The following is a 21770-nucleotide window of genomic DNA, read 5'->3' as shown; positions in this document are numbered from 1 at the left end:
CGCCATCTTCGGTGCGTTCCTACCCGCCATACGACTCGCCACGATCAGGGTCAGGCGACGCCGAACAGCAGGGCGGCACCGATGGCCTCGATCCAGAAATACCACCAGATCGGATAGAACCCCGTTGCCCTGTCGCCGATCCGGGAGAACAACCGGCCCAGTGCCATCCCGGCAAGGGCCGCTGCGACGGTGATGACCGCGCCGGTCCGGATATCGCCGACATCGAGCGCCGCCGCAGCCAGTACGGCGGCGATCGCCAGGCCGAACCCGCCGTAGACCGCCCGGATCTCCGATCGGCTTTCTGCTGATTCAATGACGATGCGGAAGGGGCGGGCAAGTGCCGCAGGCGCGGCCAGCGCGTAGACGCCCATGCCGAGGAAGAACGTCCCGACGATGATGATGACCGTGGTCGTCATGCGCGCTCTCGAACCGGCGTCGTGCGGCGACCGCAGGGGCTGGACGCGAGCAGTGCCGTCCCCGCCGACAGGACGAGCAACGCGACGGCGTCGACCTGCGCCACCCGGACCACCTGCTGGTGCAGCGATGGGGTGGTCAGCACGAGAAGCAGGAAGGTGCCGAAGCTGGCCGCGTTGATGGCCACCGCGGCGGGGCGCAGGTGCGCGCGGAACGCCGAAACGATGATGGTGACGCCGACCAGAGCGAGCAGGAACGCCCGATGCCGCATGAGTGTCTCCAGGTCCGCGCCCGTGACGTCCACGCCGTAGGCCGTACGGGCCCAGGCCGGCGACACGGCACCAGCGCCGGGCAGCACGTTGAGCAATCCGGCCGCCACGAGGAGCCCTTGCCCCAGTCTCCGCCTGATCCGTCCTGGCGGGCGTAGCGTGCGCGTTGGTCGTTCCTCTGCGGTCATCAGCACGTGTGCGATCATCGGCCACGTGGTCGATGTCCCGCTTCCAGAAACGTGTCGGGCTGACCCGACGAGGATCTGGATCTGGCTCGGACAGGCGGCCTATCTGGGGCCCTCGATGAGGCTGAATGCGCACTCCGGTTCCGTGCACTGCTTCGCATTGGGCGTCGACGCACCGTTCACGCTACAAGCCGACGACATCGGCGAACGGCGCACCCGCAGCGCCCTCATTCCGGCGCGAACACGACACCGGGTCATCGTAGACGACGGTCGGATGCTGTTCTTCTACCTCGACCCAGGCTCGGGCCTGGCGGAGGGTGTCCGCGCTCGCATGACCGAACGCACCCCTTCGGTCGGGCTCGACTATCAGCACGAGTCGTCGCTGATCAGTCACGTACAGGAAACCTCGTTCCCCGATCCGGCCCGACTGCGGGAATTCGTCGACCCTCCGAACCCTGACGCGATGGACGAGCGGATCCGCACCGCGATCGGCATCATGCGTGTTCACCCTGACCAGAAGATGAGCGCGCCGCAGCTCGCTGCCGAGGTACACCTGTCGACGTCACGATTTCTGCACCTGTTCTCGGCGAACGCCCACACCAGCTTCCGCCGGTACCGGTTGTGGGCACGGATGCTGCACGTCGCACTCGCGGTCGGCGAAGGTGCGGACCTGACCCGGGCGTCCACCGAGGCCGGGTTCGCCTCGCCGGGACACTTCAGCGACAGCTTCCACGCCATGTTCGGACTGACCGCGAGCAGGCTGTTCTCCGAACACACCCGCCTCGTCGTGCTCGACACGCGGTGACATCCACCTTCGCGCCAACGAGTCCCTGGCCAGGGACGCTCTCCAGCGGGTACAGCGACAAGGCCGCCGCCACCGCACCTGGTGCTGCCGTCCTTGTCTTCGTGCCCCTTGCCGCGCCGGTCAGGTTGTTGGCCGAACGTCCGCTTCTGCCGCAGAGCGTGCGCGTCGCCAGCCGGGAGCCAGTCACGTCGCGCCGGATGCCGTGCGGCCCGCTGGCGTCCGCAAACCAGTCGAAGAAATATGACACAAGGTGTCAGGTTCTGGGGTGAGCATGGGTTCATCGGTCGGCGCCGGTGATGGGCGCGGACCAGGCACGCATAGATACGGAGAGACTAGGACTTCCATGCGCGAAACCCCAGAAGATCTCGAAGACCTCCAGGCCCTCCTTGACGCCTCCCTCGCCGGCTCTACCGCCCACCTCCGCTCGATCATCAGTACCGCACGCACACTGAACGCGGTGCAGCTCACCCAGGTCCTCACCGGCATGTGCACCCTCGCTCTGTCGAGCGTGACGGCGAAAGGCGAGCCGCGGATCAGTGGTGTGGACGGGCACTTCCTGCGGGGCAGGTGGTACTTCGGCACGGCGCGCGACGCCGCCAAGGCGCGCCATCTCGCGGCGCGACCCGCCGCCAGTGCCGCGCATATGCGTGGTGAGGACCTCGGCGTCTTCACGCACGGCACGGTGGAGATCCTCAACCCCCGCAACGGCAACCAGGCCACGGACTGGCCGGACGTACTCGCGTACTTGAAGGACTTCTACGGCGACGACCTCTTCGACTGGGACAACGACGTGGTCTACTACCGGTTGCATCCGCACTGGATGACCGTCTACGCCCCAGACATCGCCAAGCTCACCGTGGCGTCCCAGCCCTGATCCACAGTATCGAGGTCTCCGGGTGGACGAAACTCGCATGGCGGCCACCGCTGACCCACGCGGAGTTGGCACCCGCGTGGGTCAGCGGCCCGGTCAGGGCCTCTACTGGAACTGGGAGAAGAAGTTCCAGGCCAGCGCCGGGACCCAGGTCCGGGGTCCGCTGTCACCGGGAGCACCGTCTTGGGGTGCGGCGATGTGGCCGCCGTCGAAGGCGGCCCAAGCCACCGGGTATCCCGTCCGGCAGCCGGAGTAGGTGGTGACGACGTGCGTCAGGCTGCCGGCAGCCGGTTCGCGGGGGCTCTGCGCGGTGCAGCCGTTGTTGCGGACGAACCGGTCCCGCATCGCCCGTGCGCTGGCCGGGTTGTCACCGATGCCGTGTACGCCCAGGTAGGCGACGGGCTGGGTGCCGCCACTGCATCCGCTCAGTTCCCGGGGTGCGGACTGGACCACGACGGCCCGGAAGACGTCCGGCCGGGCGCAGGCGAGGGCGTAGCTCATCGCACCGCCGTAGCTGAACCCGATGGAGAACCGCTGTCGGGTGTTGACGCAGAGCGCCGACTCGATCCGGATGCGGACGTTGTCGATGAAGGTGACGTCCTCACCGCCGGTGTTGGCCCAGCCGTTGCCGATGCCCTGCGGGGCGACGAAGATCGTGCTGTTGTTCGCCAGCCGCTGGAGGCCGTAGTAGGACCAGGTGTTGCGGTCCACGGTCTGGCCTGTGTCCACGTCGACCGCGGTGCCGCCCCACCAATGCAAACCGAAGACCAGGCGGTACGGGTTGTTCTGGTTGTAGTTGGCCGGGATCCGCAGGATGAAGCTCCGGTTCGCGCCGTTGCTGCTGATGGTGTGCGTGCCGCTGGTGATGCCCGGTGCCTTGCCGCAGCCGGAGGTGCCGCCCGGCGGGGACGGGGTGGTCGGCCCTGGGGTGGGGTTGGTCCCGCCGTCGACGCGGACGAGTTGCCACTGCTGGTTGGTGCCGTTCCAGTCGTCGTACTGGACGATGTTGCCGCCGTCGGCGGTCGACGCGCCCTGCACCTCCAGCGCCTTGTTGCTGTTCCGGTTGATCAATCGCACGTGACCGCCGTCGGAGTCGGCGAGCCGGAACTGCTGGTTGGTGCCGTTGTGGTCGGCCCACTGCACGACGGCCGCGCCGTTGGCCGTGGAGAAGTTGTGCACGTCCAGCACCTTGCCGGACAGCCGGGACTTCACCCGGTAGTAGCCGCCGCCGGAGTCGACGAACTGCCACTGCTGCTGGTTGCCGTTGTTCCGCGACCACTGGGTGATCCGCGCGCCGTCGTTGGTGGCCAGGTTGTAGACGTCCAACGCCTTACCGCTGTTGCGGTTCACCAGTACGTACCACGCGTTCGTGTCCACGGTCGCCGCCGAGGCCGGCGACGGTGCCACGACGGCCAGCCCGGCGGCGGCGAGGACCGCCGCGACCGCAGTGGCAAGCGCTGCGGGCCAGCGACGTCCGGGTGGAGAGGCGGGACGAGCCTCTTCCGTGACCTTCATGGATCCACTCCTTCGATCAGGGCGGGCTCAGCTCCGCGACCACTGCATGCTGGTCGCGGTGCCGCAGGTCCGCTGTTCCAGGGCTGCGCCGGCGGTGGTGGAGCCGCCGACCACGTTCAGGCACTTGCTGCTGTTGATGTTGACCAGGTGGTGGTAGCCGTCGCCGGTCGGGCGCCAGTTGAAGACCTGGTTGAGGCCGCTGTGGCAGGTGTATTGGATGACCTGGGCCCCGTCGGCGGTGGAAAAGTTGTTGATGTCGACGCACTTGCCGCTGTTGACGCTCTGTAGGCGGACGTTGCCGTTGCCGGCGTCGAGGAAGCGCCACTGTTGCCAGGTGTTGCCGTTGCTGGTCCACTGGCCGATCACGGCCAGGTCGTTCAGGTTGGGTGACTGGACGTCGATAACCTGCCCGCTGTTGCGGTTGGTGATTCGGTACGCCGAGGGCGTGGGCGTGCCGCCGCTGGTGAACTGCCACCAGTCGACGTTGAACAGGAAACCGGAGCCGCCGGTGAACCGCAGGTAGAGGTCACGGGTGCCGGTCGCCCCGCTGGTCGCGCAGGAGGTGTCGACCCAGTTCTGCCAGCCGCCGGTGCCGGAGACCCGGCAGGTGCCGACCAGCGGACCGGTCGCGCTGTCGAGGCGTACCTCGATGGTGCCACCGGCGGTGGCAGAGGCCACCCGGGCGGTGAAGGTGGTCGCGCCGGTGCCGAACGCGACGCCCTTGACCTTGATCCAGTCGCCGTTCTCGATCGATGCGACGTTCATGCTGCCGCTGCTGGCGCGTTCGGTCTCGATGCCGGAACCCCAGGCGATGGTCTCAGCCTCCTGCCGGACGAACGGGTTGAGGGTGCCGACCTGCGGGACACCGGCGGTGGTCATGTTCATCGACGGGATCGTGCCGTCGGCCCGGTAGGTGAACTTCTCCACCGCGACCGAGCGGGTGAATCCGCCGCCGCCGGGAAGCGCGCCGTTGTGATAGAAGAAGTACGACCCACCGGCGAAGTCGATGATGCCTGGATGGTTGGTGAAGCTGGCGCCCTGCCGGGGCATGACCGTGCCGCGGAAGGTCCACGGGCCGGTGGGCCCGGGGGCGGTGGAGTAGGCGATGTATTCGCCGCAGCACTCGGCGGCCCAGATCATGTAGTAGGTGCCGTTGCGCTTGTAGACCCACGGTCCCTCTTCGTAGAGGGTGGGTCGAGTGGGGTTGCCGGTGCGGGTGCCGAAGCCGGCTGTGGTCAGCGGGATCTGGGTCAGGCCGCCGGAGTACGAGATCATGTCGCTGTTGAGCCGGACGTACCACAGGTTGGGGTTGCCCCAGTACAGGTACGCCTGGCCGTTGTCGTCGATGAAGGCGTGCGGATCGATCTCGGCGTTCTCGAGTAGCGGTCGCCCCAGGGCGTCGCGGAATGGGCCGGTGGGGCTGCTGGACACGCCGACACCGATGGCCATCCGGCCGGTGGCACGGTTCTTCACCGGCACATACCAGTAGAACTGACCGTTGCGTTCGATGACGTGACCGGCCCAGGCGTCGGCGCTGGCCCAGCTGAACGTGGCCAGGTTCATCGGCACGCCGTGGTCGGTCCAGTTCACCATGTCGGCGGAGGAGAAGACCCGCCACTCGCGCATCGTGAAGTACGTCGAGCCGTCCTCGTCGCGTCCGGTGTAGACGTACAACCGGCCGTTGTGCACCAGCGGAGCCGGGTCGGCGGTGTAGACGTGCTGCACGATCGGGTTGTCGGCCTTGGCGCTCGTCCCCGGTAGCACCGCCGTGACGGCGGCGCAGACGCCCAGCAGCAGGGCGATCAGGACGCTGGTTGTGCGGCGACTCGCAAGGGAGCTGCCCATGATTGTTGTCCTCACCTTGTCGTTACGGGGTCAGGTCGCGGTGGCTACGAGGTGACGCGGAAGGTGGCGTCCTGGCGGTCGGCGGCGGCGGATCCTGCGCTGAGCGGATCGATGCGCAGCAGGTAGCCGGCGTGCCGCAGGTAGTACGTGGGGAAGTTGTACGACCGGAACGACGACCAGGAACTGTCGGCCAGGCCGGCGGTGCGGTAGAAGGTGGCGTCGGCGCGGAAGGTCGAGCTGCCGTCGTTGGCGGCGAGCCGCGCGACGTAGCCGCTGTGCCGGAGGTAGTTGCCCGGCCGGTTGATCGACTCGAACGAGACGCCGGTGGAGTCGGCCAGGCCAGGGACCATCCGCCAGAGCTGGTCCTGGTGAGGGTCGAACGGGTATGGGTCGAGCCGGATGGCGCCGTTGCTGTGCCGGACGAAGTAGTCAGGAAGGTTCGACGACTTCAGGCGGACCCAGTTCGGCAGCCCCCAGCGGTTGACGGCGTTCTGGTATTCGACGTCGGTGATGCCGACGATCGAGCCGTGCTTGGAGTTCAGCGGCGGCGTGTAGTCACGTTGGTTCGCCACCGCCCACGAGTTGCCGCCGACGTTGCTCGTTGACCAGAGGTACATGTCGTTGTTGATCGGGCCGAACGAGTCGCCCCACAACCACCAGGCGCCGCCGTCGTTGCGCGGGACCAAGTGTGCGCCCTCGATGGCGGTACCCTGGCGTAGCCCGCTGGTGAAGGTGGTGAAGCTGTTCGGGGCGCCGGTACTGGAGCGGGCACCGTACAGGTTTCCGTTGGCGAGGTTCTTGTAGAACATGTACGTCACGCCGCCGCTGACCCGGATGTCGGCGTCGAGCACCGGGAAGCCGGGGCTGAAGTAGGTCTGCGGGACACTGACCGTGCGGAAGTCGCTGGTGTAGTTGACCAGGAACAGGTCCGTGGTGGTGTTGGCGGAGTAGACGATGCCGTACTGGCCGCGTGACGCGTCCCAGAACACCGTCGGCGCCCAGGTATGGACGTTGCTGTAGGTGTGCATCCTGAGCAGGCGGTACCCGGTGAAGCTTGTCAGGTCCGTCGAGTCCCAGACGTGCAGGTACTGGCTGTTGCGCCCGAAGTTGAGCCCCCTCAGGTCGGTGGCGACCACCACGAAGGTGCCGTCCTGCTTGCGGTGGATGTAAGGGTCGCGCAGGCCGAGGTCACCGGCGGTCGGCGTGACGACGGGGTTGTTCTGGTTCAGCGGGATCCAGTTGAGACCGTCCCGGCTGACCGCGAGATGCAGGCCGTAGCTTGACCCCGACTGGTTCGGCGTCTCGGTGAAATAGGCGTTGAGGTATGCCGTGTTGGGTGCCGCCAGGGCAGATCCCGGGCTGACCGTCAGTCCGGTCGCAGTGAGCGCGCCAGTGGCGAGCGCGCCCAGGGTGAACTGTCGTCGATTCAAGGGCATGGTGGTGGCCTTTCTCGCGGTGGTTAGTGCCTGTGGCCAGAGAGCTGACGGCGATCGGTCGCCTGTGCGGCGTCCAGAAACCCATCCGCAGGCTTCGATGTGAGCGCTAACATATCAGTCCCTTAACATGCCGGCAAGACACCCGTAATTGGTCAGACGTGCGATGTAACCGCAGGCGAAGGTGCGGACAGCGGGTGGCACAGGACCGTGAGCGGATACTGGGCGCCGACCACACCGCATCGCTGAACGCGCGCCGCAATCTGGGACTCGCACTCGCGATAAGAGGCCAGCACAATCGGGCAAGAAGCGTCCTAACGGACGTACTGGCCGACTACATACGCGTGCTGGGCGCAGCGCACCCATAGACCGCGAGCGCCCAGTCGAGCCTGGACCGGCTGCCATCGCTACACGAGTTCACTTGGTGAATGATCATGAGCCGGGTGCATCTACGTGTCGCGGCGGTCCGTGGATCTTTAGAACTGACCATAGCCGGTGGCAGGGTCGGTCACCTCGACGGAGACTCCCACAGCTCAGCCGCCAGAAGAGGCGGTACGGGGCCTGGAGCCGTACCGCCTCGTCTGTTCGTAGGGTGGTGGGAGCCGCGCCCGCAGCGGGCCGGCTGTCCGTTCCTCGTTCGCGCCGTGGGAGAGACACCATGACATCCACGTCTGTCCGACGGTTGACGGGTGTGGTCGGTCAGGTCGTGTTGGGCGTGCTGCTGCTCGTTGCCGGCGCCGCCCACCTGACCGTCGCGCGCGAGGAGTTCCGGGCGCAGGTGCCCTCCTGGCTGCCGCTCGATGCTGACCTCGTCGTCGTTGTTTCCGGAGTGGTGGAGATCTGTCTGGGGCTGGCTCTGCTCGCCGCGTGGAGGCAGCCCGTGCGTGGCCTGACCGGAGTGGTCGTAGCGGCTTTCTTCGTCGCGGTGTTCCCGGGCAACATCGCTCAGTTCAGTGAAGGGCGTGACGGATTCGGCCTGGACACCGACGCGGCACGGGCGGTCCGCCTGCTCTTTCAGCCGCTGCTCGTGCTCTGGGCGCTCGCCGTCACCGACGCGGTTCCCGCGCTGCGCTCACTGCGCCGTCGCCCCGAATCCTGACGTCCCGACCATGTCGAGGGCTGACCCGAACCTTGGGCCAGCCCTCGACGGTGTAGCGGCCAAGTCACAGCCATTTTCATCCTGCGTAGGGTTGGCTTCGATGTGGTGCAGCGCGAGGATGGCCTGCACGATCGAGGTCGTTCGTTGTGGGCAGCAGCGCAGCTTGGCCAGGATCTTCCAGGTCATGAGGGTGGCGATCGCGCGTTCGCCCCGGGCGGGGATTGTCGCGTGGGCTCGGTTCACGGCCTTCTGCCGGTGTGACGGCTTCGGCCGGAAGCGGTGCCGCTTTGACAGACCCTTCGCTCAGCGGTTTCCATCTGGGTAATGCAGTTGTTGGGTGTCACTCGCGGGTGAGTCCCGGTGGTAGCGCGTCTTCGTCGGGTCGGACTCGGCGGGTGTTGGCCAGAGGGTTCTGTTGGAGGGTGTTGATCAGCGGTTCCGGGCCGCCGAGGCAGGTCCAGGTGTCGTCCCAGAGTGCGGAGACCAGCCATGAGCGATCGGCGGGGAAGAACAGGTCGGGTAGCGATCCGTCACCGTGGCGCATGTGGCCGGTGCGCCAGGTGAGTGCCTGCTCGGGTCCGGCCTCGACCAGCACGTAAGGCCAGTTCCAGTAGAGCGACACCCTGGGGCCGCGGGGAAAGACGATGTCGTGGGGGCCGGTGTCGAGGTAGGCCAGCCACCAGGGCTGCTCGGGGGTCTGTGCGGTGAGGTCCTGGACCAGGGCGTGTTCATAGGCGGCGACGGTGACGCCGTCGGGCTGGTGGGTGGTGGCGTAGGCGTCAAAGATCGGCGGGATGGCGGTGGTGATCGAGGTGCCGGCGGTGGTGTGACCGGCGATCCACTCCACCTCGGCGGCGGCGCCGATCCGCCACTTCCGCCCGTCCTTGCTCAATTGCACACCGCTATTCAAGCCGCTGTGGTCGCGGTTGGCGCGGGAAACAGGGTGTTCTCGGCGGGGCCGACGGCGCCGCCGGGGCAGCCGCGAGATGCCGAGCCGGATGAACCTGGCGGGTGAGCCCGGATGAGCAGCCTCGGCGACAATCCCTGCAGGTCGGATGACCCGTACTTCAGCGGGAGTGACATTCCGACTGGGCCGAATCGAGTTCAATCGGATCTGTTGGCTCGGGCAGGATGTGTACGTGGTGTCGCGGTCCTGCGTCCTCAACTCGGCAAAGCCGTGAGTGGCTGATCATGTTCCGGAGGCCATGTAGGCGGCGAGGATGTAGTTGGGGTGGCGGTCGAGGTTCTTGCGGGCGCGGTCGTAGCGCATGGTGGTGCGCGGGTCGGCGTGGCGAGCGGCGATCTGCACGTCGCGGAGGCTGACGCCGGCGTCGAGCGTGGTCGTCACGAACGTGTGGCGCAGCATGTGCGGGTGCATCCTCGGCATCTGGATCCCTGCGGCGTGGGCGAGGTGTTTGAGTCGGCGGGTGGCGGCGTGCCGGTCCATCCGCCCACCATGGATGTTGCGCAGGATCGGCCCGGCGTTGCGGTCGTCGACGGCCCGGTCGATGGCTCGGGCCACGGCTGGCGGTAGTGGGACGAGGACGACCTTGCCGCCTTTGCCGTGTACGCGTAGGACCCGGTGGCCGTGTTCCTCGCCGAGGTCGGTGATGTTCGCCCCGCAGGCTTCGAAGATCCGCAGCCCGAGCAGGCCCAGGAGCGCGACCAGGGCGAAGTCGTTCGGGTTCGAGGAGTTGCGGGCGGTGGTGATCAGGGCTTCGAACTGTAGGTGGCCCAGTCCGAGGGTCGGTGATTCGGCTGGCACGGTGGGTCGGCGGACGTAGTCGGCGGGCGAGTGTTCCAGGATGGCGTCGATGACGCAGACCCGGTAGAAGCCGACCACGACGGACAGCCGACGGGAGACGGTCGATGGCTGGTACCGGCGGATGTCTTGCAGCGATCGCACGTACCGCTCGATGTCCACCCGCGCCGTAGTGAGCGGGTCCAGGTCGTGGTCGGCGCACCAGCGCAGGAAGACACGTAGGTCGGACTCGGTGTGCACGCGAGTCTGGCCGCGGTAACGGCCCAGGAAGGCCGACACCGCGGCGCGCACAACGAGTTGATCGGCCGGTACCACAGGAGACGCGGAAGCAGGAGAGGTAGCCATACATCACCGTGCGTCACCACCGGTGATGAACACCAGTCCACCCCGAGCGGCAGATGCGGGCGTCGGGGTCCACTTGGCACGTCGGGTCAGGCCGTCGTCAGCTCAGCCCCAGATTGTGCTGTTCGAGGGCGGCCTCAATGATGTCCAGTGCTTTCGGCCCCATGCCGTGCAACCTGGCAAGCTCCGCGCGCGGCACACCCGCGAGCTGGCGTAGCGCGGTGTAGCCGGCAGCGTCCAGCGCCCGCGTCGCAGGTGCGCCGATCTTCGGCAAGGTGTCAAGGGACAAACTCACCGCTCGATGCTAGACCGCCGACCCCACCTCCGATGCACTTGTCGCGGCAGAAGCGGACGTGGGCGGGCACGCTCGCCGTCAGTGTGTCCTGCATGATGGTTGTCGCCGACGTATCCCCCGGCCGCATGGACGACAGTCGTACCTCAGCGGATGCGGCGATGCTACGGAGTGCTCTCCTTCCGCATGGGCTCCACGCTGTCGGCCGGCACCGTCGCAATCATGTAACCCTCGGTCAGGTCTGGCTGCACGTCGACCATCGCGTTCTTACCGACGTAGCGGACGACGAACCTGGTCTCGCGCAACCACGTCTCGTCATAGTCGGCAAGACTCTCCGGCGCTTCACCCACGAATCGCACTTCGTCACCCGGCTTGACCGCAGCATCCGCCGGAGCCTCATCGCGTTGGATGGCCGTGATCGCCTGGATGAGAGTCTTCAGCGGTTCGGTGTCCGCGCCTTAGTGAACCAGATGGCCTGCCTGGCCGAAGATGACATCGGCCTGGGCTCTGCTCAAGTCGGCGAGCGCCTCGGCCGCACCGGCCGCCAGAGCCGGTCCCCCCGACGTGTCGAGTTGCGCCGCCAACGCTAGGAGCAGGCGATCGATGATACGTTCCGTAGTCTCCTCGTCCGTCACCCGGCAAGCCTATGACCCAGCCGACGGCACCGTTGTCGGCCAGCGCCTGCAGGGCAGATCCGGTGTCATGCAGACGGCCAGTCCGTCGGCATCCGCTCATCGGCTCGTCCGGGACGTCGGCGACCGGCACCGGCGTCATCTTCGATGACGCACACCTGGTGCGGCAGATCCGGTCGATACGGGAACAGCGCTGAGGTTGGGGGTCTCCATCTTGGTCGAGTGAGGTCTTCGGCGGCTGACCTGGTGCTGGCGAACCGGGCCGTGTGGTTGGCTGTCGTACCCGTGTGTGAGGCTTCGGGCATGGCGACTTTCGTTCTGATCCACGGCGGTGGGGGCAGCGCCTGGGACTGGCATCTCCTGATCCCTGAGCTGGCTGCCGCGGGCCATGACGTGGTGGTGCCGGAACTGCCGATCGAGGACAGGTCTGCGGGGTTTGCCGAGTTCCGCGAAACGGTCGTCAGCGCGGTCGGCGACTGCGGCGACCTGGTGGTCGTCGGACACTCGTACGGGGCGTTCACCGCGCCGCTGATTGCCGACATGCTGCCGGTGCGGCTGATCGTCCTGCTCACGCCGATGATCCCGCAGCCCGGTGAGAGGCCCGGGGACTGGTGGGACAACACCGGTTACCGCAGCGTGGAAGGGCTCAGCGAGGAGCAGCAGTTCTACAACGGCGTGCCGGCCGAAATCGTGGCGGAGGCCGCGGCGCATGGCCGGGACCAGGTCAGCGCGGAGTGGAACGAGCCGTGGCCCCTGGACGCCTGGCCGGACGCGCCGACGAAGGTGCTCATCGCCCGCGAGGACCAGTTCTTCCTGGCGGACTTCCAGCGCCGGGTGGCCGCCGAGCGACTCGGCATCACCCCGGATGAGCTCGACGGTTGCCACTCCATTGCACTCAGCCACCCGAAGCAACTCGCCGACCGGCTGACCGCGTACCTGCTGCACTGAAGGCGCCAGCAGCCTGTCCCACGGCCCTGACGGCTCAGTGTTTCGGCACCGCATCGCGGCATGAGCGGTTTTCCTATTGCTGGATATCGAGTACTGGCCGATGATCGACGTCGTAGTGGATGCGAACCGGCTGTCGACGTTGTGGGACCAACGGTGGCCGGGTTGCTCGAAGCTGCCCTATGAAGTGCGGGAGATCCGGGACCAGTGGGTGCGGTTCCACGCCTTGCCAGGCTCGCAGCGTTACCCCGACACGGAGATCGAGTACGGCATCGTTCTGGCTCGACACAACACCGTCTTGGCGGAGTTGGTGACCGGCCCCGCCGTGCTGGTGATAACCGCTGGCTATTCGGACCAGCCCGACCCGCGGGAACCCGGCCGATCAGCTGAAACCATCGAGGCGCACCGGTCCGGGGCATATTGGACGAGTAACTGCATCGATGACGAGCCGGGCTTCGAAAGCTGGATGCATCTCTATGCCAGCGAAACAACCTGGTCGCCCGGCTGCCTCGACCCGCTGCTACGCCACGTATCCGACGGCGTCATCGGCAACGTCCTTGTCTGTGACGTAGATCTGAGCTGGCTCTATCACCCGTACGACGGGGGCATGGACATCGTCCTGCCCACCACCGCTGACCGTGACGCCCTGCGGAGCCGACACCAGGACTGGCTCTCCGCACACCCACGAGGCCTGTAGGACTCATGTCCCAGATACTGCCAAGCAGCGCGAGTACCGAATGGCGCGTCGCGTCTCAGGTGCTGGCGGGGCGGTACTCGATGCCGTCGGGGCTGGGCGTCAGGATCGCGTGATAGCGCTGGTCGCCGTTGTTGCCGTGGTCCTCATGGACTTCGAAACCGATGAGTGCACGGTGGAACGGCACCTCGCCGTGAACGGCGATCGCGATGTCGGCCAGCCACCGGTCGAGCGGGCTACGCCAGGTCGACGATTCCACGCCGCTGGATTCGTCGAAGGGGTAGCCGCCGACGCGGCGGTCGACTGGGGCCAGCGCGCCCAGCGGTAGGTAAAGCTCCAAGGTATCCGTCCCCTCGTACCGGGACAGGAAAGCACCGCAGACGACGCGGGCGCCCGAGGGCAGCGTCAGCGTTCCGCGTACGTGACCATGCTCGTGGAGAGCCACCACGCCAAGGTCGACTGCCGCGAACCCGGTCCCGTCGCCGCGAAGACGATGGCAGCCCTGGACGTCGGCGGCACGCCACAGGCACGATAAAGCCCGGCCGACCGTGGCATCGTCAGATGCGCCGAGCACCAGGCACAGTTCGTAGAAGCCACCCGTCCAGTTCTCGTCGTCGTTCATATCGTCCGCGATCCGCACCGCATCACCATCGCCGATTCGCCCGCAGACGTCACCCTGGTTATCCGTGCCGCACCGCGTCGCGGCCATGAGCCGACGAGCCGGTACGCGACGGATGGCCCAGCGGATCAAGCTGTCTGTTCCCCGTGGTCGAGCCAGCGGCGCACTGCCGCGAGGTCGAGGTCGGTCAGTCCCACGTGCGGGTCGACACGGTTCAGCAGCGCCGGGTGTGGGTGATGTGCGGCGGCCCATCGCCGGTCGGCGTCGGTGATCTCGTCGTCGAGCCAGACGAATGGACGTTCTGCCGCCCACCGCGCCACCGACGCGGTCTTCCAGTGCACCCCGCTCGGTGGTTCTTCGTCATCGTCGATCCAGTCGACGACGGGCAGAGCAGGTAGGCCGAGCCGAGGTGCCACCACCTCGTTCGCCTCGGCCATCCACGTACTCGCCCAGACCAGCTCACCCGGCAAGGCGAGGAGCCGGCCACCGTCATCGGGATCAAGACGATCCAGCAGGGGATTGCCGTAGCAGTCGGGGCCGTCTCCCGCGCTGCCGCTGCGCTGACGACCGGCAGCGCCCGGCCGGGCCCGAAGCGGGATGAGCACACCGTCGATGTCAACAAAGATCAGCGGTCTTCCGTCGCTGGCAGACACCGCCGAACCGTACCGCTCGTCGGCGGTCAGCGATCGTCGCGGCCAGCTACCCGAACCTGACGTAGCGCGTCCTGCGGCAGAAGCGGATGCAGGGCAAGGCGCTGACTTGGCGCACTCCGCGTGGCGTTGATGACGGACACGACCTCGACGAGCGCCGGCACATGGCCGGCCTAACCCTGGGCGATACGGCAGGCCGCCCAACCATGACTACGTCGGGGCGCCACCGACCGGGCAGCCCACCTCACCTCCTGCCGGCGGCGAATGAGCGAAACTCTTTGCAAGATCGCTGTGCGTGAGGATGCTGGCCTCGGTCAGGCGGTGATTGGTGGGCGCTGGGCGTTTTGAGTCGGTAAGGAGTGGCGGCGGGTCTGCTACTGAACATTGCCTGTCGATGCGGAGAGTGTTTGTCCCTGGTGGACCTTCGTTCGGGTCACCTCGGTGAGGTCTTGTGTCGAGGCTTGGCGATGTCTAGCGTGTCGATCACTTTCTTGATCGACGGGGAGTGTTGCCATGCTTGCTGGCCGCCGCGGGGGCACCGCATTTGACCGTTTTGGCGTACGTGGAAGGGTCAGGGCGGGAGTTCTGGCGGTGGCGGTGCTGGCGGCGTTGCTGCCGGTGGTGCAGGTGCGGGAGCCGGCGGCGGCTGCTGCGCCGACCTTAGCGCCGGGTGATTCGGCGTCGGTGGCGAGTCGCGGTTTGCGGCAGGTGGAGCAGGGCCCGGATCCGGACGATGAGCATGCGGTGACTGAGCCGTTGCCGGAGGCGGAGTTCCCGGCCGGTGGTGAGACGGTGCTCGATCTTCAGGACGAGGCTGCTGCGCGGCAGGCGTTCGGTGTGACCGTGGCGCAGGCAGGCGACAGTGTGGCGGGGCGTGGTGTCGCCGTCGATGAGGTCGGTGCGGTGCGGGTGCGGGCGTTCGACCGGGCGGCGTCGGTGGCGTTGGGTAATGCGGGTCCGTTGTATTCGTTGGCGCGGGCGGATGGGTCGACGGCCACTGGTGCGGTGCGGGTGGAGATCGACTATTCGGGTTTCGCGCAGGCGTTCGGTGGTTCGTTCGCGGATCGGTTGACCTTGGTGCGGTTGCCGGAGTGTGCGGCGTCGACGCCGGAGGTGCCGGAGTGTTCGGCGGGTCCGGTGTGGGTGTCGTCGGTGAACGATCCGCATGCGCAGAAGCTGACGGCGGTGGTGGACGTCGGTGGTGACCCGAGCGGTGCCGGTGGTCGCACTGGGGTGTTCTCGGGATTCGCGACGGACAGTGCGGTGGCGTCGGCGGGCGTGTACGCGTTGGCGGCGTCGACGTCGGGTGGGTCGACGGGGTCGTACACGGCGACTGACTTGAAGGAGTCGGGTTCGTGGCAGGTAGGGGAGAGCGCGGGGTCGTTCTCGTACTCGTATCCGTTGCCGGAACCGCCGCTGCCGTACGGACGTGCGTTGGGGTTGGGATTGTCGTACAGCTCGTCGGCGGTCGACGGAATGACCCACGGGACGAACAACCAGTCGGGTCCGGTGGGCTTGGGTTGGTCGTACACGCCGGGGTTCATTGAGCGGGCATACAAGCCGTGTCCGGCGCATCCGACGGAGATGTGTTGGGAGTCGCCGGACGACCATGATGGTGAGGCGGCCACCAACGATCAGGGCTCGGCGTTGATGACGATCTCGTTGCAGGGTCAGTCGACGCATATCGTGAAGACCACGACCGGGGTGTGGAAGACCGTCGATGACCTGGGTTGGCGGGTGGAGTTCCTTGCCGGTGGTGCGGAGGACGACGGCTACTGGAAGGTGTGGACGCAGGACGGCACGGAGTACCGGTTCGGGTTCGAGCGGGATTCGGTGTGGAAGATGTCGTTCCTGGGCGATGAGGCGGGGGAGCCGTGTCATGGCTCGTATCCGGGTTCGTGTCGGGATCCGTGGCGGTGGAACCTGGACCGGGTTCGGGACGCGAATGAGAACGACACGGTGTTGTCGTGGACGCGGGAGACGAACCATTACAAGCGGGCGTTGACCGGGTCGGTGTTGGAGTACGACCGTGGTGGCTACCTGTCGGAGATCCAGTACGCGAGGAACTCGACCGAGGCGGGTGCGGTCCCGGTCGGCCGCACGGTGCTCAGTTGGGCGAGCCGGTGTGTGGAACGCACCGCCGAGGACGACCCGTTGAACAACACGCCGGCGGCGTGTCCGTCGATGTCGTCGAGCCCGTCGTCGTATCCGGACGTGCCTGCTGATCTGAGTTGTGGGTCGTCGTCGTGCGGCAACTACAGCCAGTCGTTCTTCACCAGCCGGATCCTCGATCGGGTGACGTCGTATCAGTGGAACGCGGGTGCGGCGGCGTGGAACAACGTCGGTCGGGTGCAGTTGTCGTACAAGGTGATCAACCCGCCGGGGCTCACGGAGCGGGTGTTCATCCTGGACTACATCCGGCCGGTGGGGTTGATCGGCGCGGACGCGAACAAGATCGATCTGCCGCCGGTGAACTTCGACTACGTCGACGGGGTACAGCCGGACTACCGGGACGGTCGGGTCGACTACGACGAGGCCGGGTTGGGCGTGTCGGCGATGCGGATGCCACGGCTGCTCGTGGCCCGTAACGGCATGGGCGGCCGTACCGAGGTCACCTACGGCACGCAGCGGCCGTGTCCGCAGGGCGGGTCGAACCAGTCGGGCTACACCACCTGGCACAACAGCAAGCAGGGCAACTGGGACGTCAACACACAGGACTGCTACCCGATCTTCCACACCCCACCCGGCGCGGACCCGGGCTTCGGGATCTTCCACAAGTACCTGGTCAAGAAGGTCGTGGTGAAAGACCAGGTGGGTGGCTCACCGGACCAGGTCACCCAGTACGACTACTCCGTCGGCACCCCGGCCTGGAAAACCCCCCACAGCCCGCTGGTCGCCGACGAACACGAGACGTGGAACCTGTTCGCCGGCTACAACAAGGTCCGCGTCGTGCAGGGCTCAGGCACGGACCCGTCGAAGTACACGGTGTCGACATCGACGTTCTTCCGCGGCATGTACCACGACTACTACGACCCCGGCAGCGGCGGCGGCCTCAAAGAAACCACCGTCACCGACTGGGCCGGCAACACCTACGACGACCACTACGCACGCGCCGGACGGGTCCTGCAGACCCAGCAGTACCGGATGACCACCTACAACGCCAACCCCGCCAACGCCTCCTACACCGAGGTCGGCAGCACCCGCTACGACCACGTCATCCAGGGCAACCTCAACGGCCCCGGCTGGTGGAACCCCCGCCAGGTCCGCGTCGGCCTGGAAAACCACCGCGTCAAACTCGAGGACGGCAGCTGGCGGGAGACCTCCCAGCACACCGTCTACGACGCGACGTACGGCCTACCAGTGCGTTTCCACCAGTACCACCAGACCGGCGTCGCCGACAACACGTGCACCTCCTACACCTACGCCCGACGCAACGAGCCAGGCTCCTTTTACCTGGTCAACTACCCGGAACGGGTCGAGACCTGGTCCGGCGACACCTGCGGCTCAGGAACACTCCTGTCGCGCACCGTCACCTTCTACGACACCTACACCGTCGAAGGCTCCCAGACGCCGTTCGACGGCAACGTCGCCGAGGTCCGCACCTACCACAATCCGACCACCTACGTCTCCAGCGGCCGGAGCACCTACGACAACACGGGTCGGATCCTGACCTCTACCGACTCTGTCGGATTGACCACGACGACCAGCTACAGCCCCGCGATCAACTGGCCGGACAACGGCATCACGAGCGCCACTGGTGGAGGCTTCAACCACAGCGCCACCACTCTGGTCGACCGCCACACCGGGCAGCCCTCGAGGATCACCGACCCGAACGGCAAGGTCACCGACTTCGTCTACGACCCGGTCGGCCGTCTTACCGAGGTGTACCTACCCGGGCAGGCCAAGTCATCCGGGGTGCCGTCGCTGCGGTTCAGCTACCAGATCACCTCCAGCAGCACCGGCCAACCCACCGCACCATCCCGCACCAGGACCGAAACGCTCCAGTCCCACAGCGGCAGCCCCGTCTACCTGAACTCCTACCAGTACATCGACGGTCTCGGCCGGGTCAGGGAAACCCAACAGCCCGGCCCGAACGGCGGACGCATCGTCACCGCCACCACCTACGACGCCCGCAGCAACGTCGCCACCACCACCGCCCCCTTCCACAACACCTCCCCGGCGGGGGCCGGACTGGTCAACCCCAGCCTCGCCACCGTCCCGGCTGTCCATGAGACCAGCTACGACCACCTCAACCGGGCCATCACCCAGGTGGACAAGAAACTCGGCACGGCATGGCGGCAGACCACCGCCACCTACTACGGCGACCGCGTCATGACCGTGCCCCCCGCCGGAGGCACCAAAACCGTCAGCCACCTCGACGTACGCGGCAACGTCACCCGTTTGGACCAGTACACCTCAGCCACCAACCCGAACACCTACCAGAGCACCACCTACACCTACGACCTCCTCAACCAACTGACCGCCGTCGTCGACCCAGCCGCCAACACCTGGACCAACACCTATGATCTCGCCGGCCGCCCAACTCAGAAGACCGACCCGGATGCTGGCACCAGCTCTAAGCACTACGACGCTGCCGGTCGGCTCTCCTACACCATCGACGGCCGCGGGCAAAAGCTCTCGATCCAGTACGACGGCAAATCCCGGACCACCGCGCGCTGGTCTGGCGACGTGGGCACCGGCACCCGACTGGCGAGTTACGTCTACGACAGCCTCGCCAAGGGACAGCTGACCTCGGCCACCCGCCACGACGTCGGCGGCAGCTACACCACCACCGTCACCGGCTATACCGACCGGTACCAACCCACCGGCACGAGCATCACAATCCCGCCAGCCGAAGGTGCCCTCGCCGGCACCTACACCAACACACTCACCTACGACAAAGCCGGAAACGTCACCACCAGCACCCAGCCAGCCATCGGTGGACTACCCGCCGAAACACTGACCTTCGGCTACGACAACAACGGCTACCCCACCACCATGACCGGCCTCGACACCTACGTCGCCGCCACCAGCTACTACGCCCACGGCCCCACCCACCAACTCCTCCTCGGCGCCACCGGCAAACGGCTACGCCTCACCCACACCATCGACCAGCAGACCGGACGACTCGACGCCACCAACATCGACCTCGAAAGCAGCCCCGGCACCTTTACCAGCAAGTACGCCACCGGCTACCGCTACGACGCCATCGGCAACATCACCTCGATCCTCGGCAGCACCGACGGCACCGCCGACCAGATCGAATGCTTCCGCTACGACCCCCTCCGCCGACTCACCACCGCCTGGACCGGTAACACCCCCGCCACCACCACCTGCGACCAAACACCGCAACGAGGCGGCGCCATCGACCCCTACTGGCGCTCCTGGGAATTCGACACCGTCGGCAACCGCACCACCCAAACCGACCACAACCCCGCCGGCAACACCACCTGGACCTACACGCACCCCAGCCCCGGCGCCACCCGACCCCACGCCGTCACCAACATCACCGCCACCGGCCCCCTCGCCACCACCCCAACCCGCTCCTTCACCTACGACAGCAGCGGCAACACCCTCACCCGCCACACCGACAGCGGAGTGGCGCAGCAACTGGTGTGGGACGCCGAAGGACGCCTCGACACCGTCACCGAAGGCACCGACGAAACCACCTACATCTACGACACCGAGGGCAACCGCCTCATCAGCCGCGCCCCCGACAAAACCACCCTCTACCTCGGCGCCACCGAACTGACCCTGAACGCCGGCACCACCCAAACCGACGGCACCCGCTACTACAGCAACGTCAGCGGCACCATCGCCGTCCGCACCCACACCGGCCTCGTCTGGAGCACCGGCGACCACCACGGCACCGAACAGGTCCAAATCAACGCCGACAACCTGACCACCACCCGCAAAAGACTGCTGCCCTACGGCGAAAACCGCACCACACCACCGTCCATATTCCTCGGATCCCGAGGATACGTCGGAGGAACCCAAGACGAAACCGGCCTTACTCACCTCGGCGCCCGCGAATACGATCCCACCACCGGACGATTCATCAGCGTCGACCCCATCCAGGACCTCGCCGACCCGCAACAATGGAACGGCTACGCCTACTCCAACAACAACCCCATCACCTTCGCCGATCCCACCGGCCTCATCTTCTGCGAAGACGGCGAATGCAGGCGAACCGAACCGAGAGCACCTGGCGGCGGCAACGGTGGCGGCGGCAACGGCGGCGGCGGCAACGGCGGTGGTGGTAACGGCGGTGGTGGTAACGGCGGTGGAGGTGGCGGCTCACGCGGCGGCCTCGGCAACTCCACCCTGGGAGGTGAAGAAGGAGTCCAGGAGATCTGGACACCCAACCTCATCTCATTCCACCTCTACGGCACCTACTTCGACGAACTCCCGTCGTACCGCCAGGACGATCTGCTGCGCCGAGTCTGGTGCAACAACAATCCGAAATCCTGTGCCCAATCCGACCCGGGGGGAGTCGAGTCCGGAGCAGAGTTCATAGCGCAAATCAGCGGATACGCCGACGTAAGGGACTGCGCAAAAGGCGGTGGATCGAGTTGCGTATGGGCGGCAACAAGCCTCCTCCCTGTCAATCTTCTGAAAGGCGTCGTGAAAGGACTGCGGGGCGCGGAAAACGCGGTTGATGCCGCGAGAGCCGCATGCAGTTTCGGTAGTGACACCAAAGTCCTGCTCGCGGATGGAACCACAAAAGCGATCAGTGAACTCAAAGTCGGCGACGAAATCTACGCAACCGACCCAGGGGTTGGCGTAAGCGGCAAGCGAAAGATAACCCACGTCTGGACCCACGAAGACGACCTCCGCGCCCTCGGCATCGAAGGCGCTGATCTCGCAACGACCGAAGACCATCCGTTCTGGAACCAGACGGATCGCGAATGGCGGCCCGCCGCGGCTCTCAAGCCCGGCCACCAGCTCGCTACCCCCGATGGTGAAGTTGCGACGATTACCGAGAGCGTATCGGCATCCGCATGGCGAGCCCTTGCCTATAACCTCACGATCGCCGACATCCAAACGTACTATGTGCTCGCCGGCAGCGTCCCGGTCCTCGTGCACAACACGAGCCGGTGCGGGATCTTCAGCGGGAAACTAGACAACCTTGAGACTCACCTGACGCCTCGCGACTTGGACGCTGCTCGGCGAGAGCTCGCAGGCGAGGTGGTAAAAAGAAAGGCGAACGGAACTCCTTGGGATCATATCGACGAAGTTAGAAATGCACAGCGCGGGCTACTGAATGTCATCGATAGAATTAATCGACAGTTGGCGTATCCCGGAGTTTCCGATGCTGACCGCCTATCCCTGATGGCTGATCTTTCTCGCGCTAGTAGGATGCTGGACCATAGTGAGAAGTTCGTTCCGAGGCCCTGA

19 protein-coding genes and 1 pseudogene are annotated in these 21770 nt (G+C 66.4%); 7 read left to right on the top strand and 13 right to left on the bottom strand.

Annotated elements, in window-relative coordinates:
- Positions 1-50: 50 nt before the first annotated feature.
- The gene (locus EYA84_RS00825; RefSeq protein WP_131051042.1) at positions 51-416 is read right to left on the bottom strand and encodes a DUF4345 family protein; all 366 of its coding nucleotides are present in this window, start codon (positions 414-416) and stop codon (positions 51-53) included.
- Positions 413-793, bottom strand: a complete 381-nt coding sequence (locus EYA84_RS00820; RefSeq protein ID WP_131051041.1) for a hypothetical protein — start codon at positions 791-793, stop codon at positions 413-415. The genes EYA84_RS00825 and EYA84_RS00820 overlap by 4 nt, the downstream gene beginning before the upstream one ends.
- Before the next feature lie 103 nt (positions 794-896).
- Here EYA84_RS00820 and EYA84_RS00815 point away from each other — a divergent pair, with 103 nt between their 5' ends.
- Both EYA84_RS00815 and EYA84_RS00810 read left to right on the top strand, forming a co-directional pair.
- Positions 897-1673, top strand: a complete 777-nt coding sequence (locus tag EYA84_RS00815; protein ID WP_201272254.1) for a helix-turn-helix domain-containing protein — start codon at positions 897-899, stop codon at positions 1671-1673.
- Between the two features lie 457 nt (positions 1674-2130).
- Positions 2131-2547: a pyridoxamine 5'-phosphate oxidase family protein gene (locus tag EYA84_RS00810; RefSeq protein ID WP_236145524.1), complete on the top strand. Its 417-nt coding sequence runs from the start codon at positions 2131-2133 to the stop codon at positions 2545-2547.
- A 102-nt stretch (positions 2548-2649) separates the two neighbouring features.
- Here EYA84_RS00810 and EYA84_RS00805 read toward each other — a convergent pair whose 3' ends face one another.
- Genes EYA84_RS00805 through EYA84_RS00795 form a run of 3 tightly spaced genes read right to left on the bottom strand, consistent with a single transcriptional unit; the run spans position 2650 to position 7340 of the window.
- Positions 2650-4059, bottom strand: coding sequence for an RICIN domain-containing protein (locus EYA84_RS00805; RefSeq protein WP_131051039.1), 1410 nt, complete (start codon positions 4057-4059; stop codon positions 2650-2652).
- Between the two features lie 27 nt (positions 4060-4086).
- Positions 4087-5904: a family 43 glycosylhydrolase gene (locus tag EYA84_RS00800; protein ID WP_131051038.1), complete on the bottom strand. Its 1818-nt coding sequence runs from the start codon at positions 5902-5904 to the stop codon at positions 4087-4089.
- Positions 5905-5948: 44 nt separating this feature from the next.
- Positions 5949-7340 (bottom strand): glycoside hydrolase family 43 protein, encoded by a 1392-nt coding sequence (locus EYA84_RS00795; RefSeq protein ID WP_131051037.1) that lies wholly within the window; start codon positions 7338-7340, stop codon positions 5949-5951.
- A 158-nt stretch (positions 7341-7498) separates the two neighbouring features.
- Between EYA84_RS00795 and EYA84_RS34015 the strand changes: the two genes are divergently transcribed.
- Positions 7499-7705, top strand: coding sequence for a tetratricopeptide repeat protein (locus tag EYA84_RS34015; protein WP_394347539.1), 207 nt, complete (start codon positions 7499-7501; stop codon positions 7703-7705).
- Positions 7706-8028: 323 nt separating this feature from the next.
- A complete protein-coding gene (locus EYA84_RS00785) occupies positions 8029-8436 on the top strand; it encodes a hypothetical protein (protein WP_201272253.1) in 408 nt (135 codons plus the stop codon).
- A 90-nt stretch (positions 8437-8526) separates the two neighbouring features.
- On the opposite strand, the pseudogene EYA84_RS00780 reads toward EYA84_RS00785, so the two are convergent.
- The 6 genes and pseudogenes from EYA84_RS00780 to EYA84_RS33230 all read right to left on the bottom strand — a co-directional run.
- Positions 8527-8724 (bottom strand): annotated as a pseudogene (locus tag EYA84_RS00780) (transposase family protein); the annotation flags it as partial.
- A gap of 52 nt (positions 8725-8776) precedes the next feature.
- Complete coding sequence (locus EYA84_RS33100; RefSeq protein ID WP_201272252.1) at positions 8777-9334, bottom strand: hypothetical protein; 558 nt, start codon at positions 9332-9334, stop codon at positions 8777-8779.
- 291 nt (positions 9335-9625) lie between these two features.
- Complete coding sequence (locus tag EYA84_RS00770) at positions 9626-10438, bottom strand: tyrosine-type recombinase/integrase (RefSeq protein WP_201272251.1); 813 nt, start codon at positions 10436-10438, stop codon at positions 9626-9628.
- Between the two features lie 202 nt (positions 10439-10640).
- Positions 10641-10835 carry a DNA-binding protein gene (locus EYA84_RS00765; protein WP_131051034.1) on the bottom strand — a complete coding sequence of 65 codons (195 nt, stop codon included), beginning with the start codon at positions 10833-10835 and terminating at the stop codon, positions 10641-10643.
- Positions 10836-10996: 161 nt separating this feature from the next.
- Positions 10997-11182, bottom strand: coding sequence for a hypothetical protein (locus EYA84_RS33235; protein WP_236145523.1), 186 nt, complete (start codon positions 11180-11182; stop codon positions 10997-10999).
- Between the two features lie 108 nt (positions 11183-11290).
- Positions 11291-11467 carry a hypothetical protein gene (locus EYA84_RS33230; protein ID WP_236145522.1) on the bottom strand — a complete coding sequence of 59 codons (177 nt, stop codon included), beginning with the start codon at positions 11465-11467 and terminating at the stop codon, positions 11291-11293.
- 300 nt (positions 11468-11767) lie between these two features.
- Here EYA84_RS33230 and EYA84_RS00755 point away from each other — a divergent pair, with 300 nt between their 5' ends.
- Together EYA84_RS00755 and EYA84_RS00750 are read left to right on the top strand one after the other, a co-directional pair.
- Positions 11768-12412, top strand: coding sequence for an alpha/beta fold hydrolase (locus EYA84_RS00755; RefSeq protein ID WP_131051053.1), 645 nt, complete (start codon positions 11768-11770; stop codon positions 12410-12412).
- Positions 12413-12512: 100 nt separating this feature from the next.
- Positions 12513-13106: a hypothetical protein gene (locus EYA84_RS00750; protein WP_131051033.1), complete on the top strand. Its 594-nt coding sequence runs from the start codon at positions 12513-12515 to the stop codon at positions 13104-13106.
- 55 nt (positions 13107-13161) lie between these two features.
- On the opposite strand, the gene EYA84_RS00745 is transcribed toward EYA84_RS00750, so the two are convergent.
- Both EYA84_RS00745 and EYA84_RS00740 read right to left on the bottom strand, forming a co-directional pair.
- Positions 13162-13812 carry a hypothetical protein gene (locus EYA84_RS00745; protein ID WP_131051032.1) on the bottom strand — a complete coding sequence of 217 codons (651 nt, stop codon included), beginning with the start codon at positions 13810-13812 and terminating at the stop codon, positions 13162-13164.
- Between the two features lie 38 nt (positions 13813-13850).
- Positions 13851-14375, bottom strand: coding sequence for an HAD domain-containing protein (locus EYA84_RS00740; RefSeq protein ID WP_236145520.1), 525 nt, complete (start codon positions 14373-14375; stop codon positions 13851-13853).
- Between the two features lie 594 nt (positions 14376-14969).
- On the opposite strand from EYA84_RS00740, the gene EYA84_RS00735 reads away from it, so the two are divergent.
- Positions 14970-21770: a polymorphic toxin type 28 domain-containing protein gene (locus EYA84_RS00735; protein ID WP_236145529.1), complete on the top strand. Its 6801-nt coding sequence runs from the start codon at positions 14970-14972 to the stop codon at positions 21768-21770.

This window comes from Verrucosispora sp. SN26_14.1 (assembly GCF_004307965.1).
Classification (GTDB): domain Bacteria; phylum Actinomycetota; class Actinomycetes; order Mycobacteriales; family Micromonosporaceae; genus Micromonospora.
Note: the sequence above shows the minus strand (reverse complement) of the source record. Positions and strands in the feature narration are given on the sequence as shown.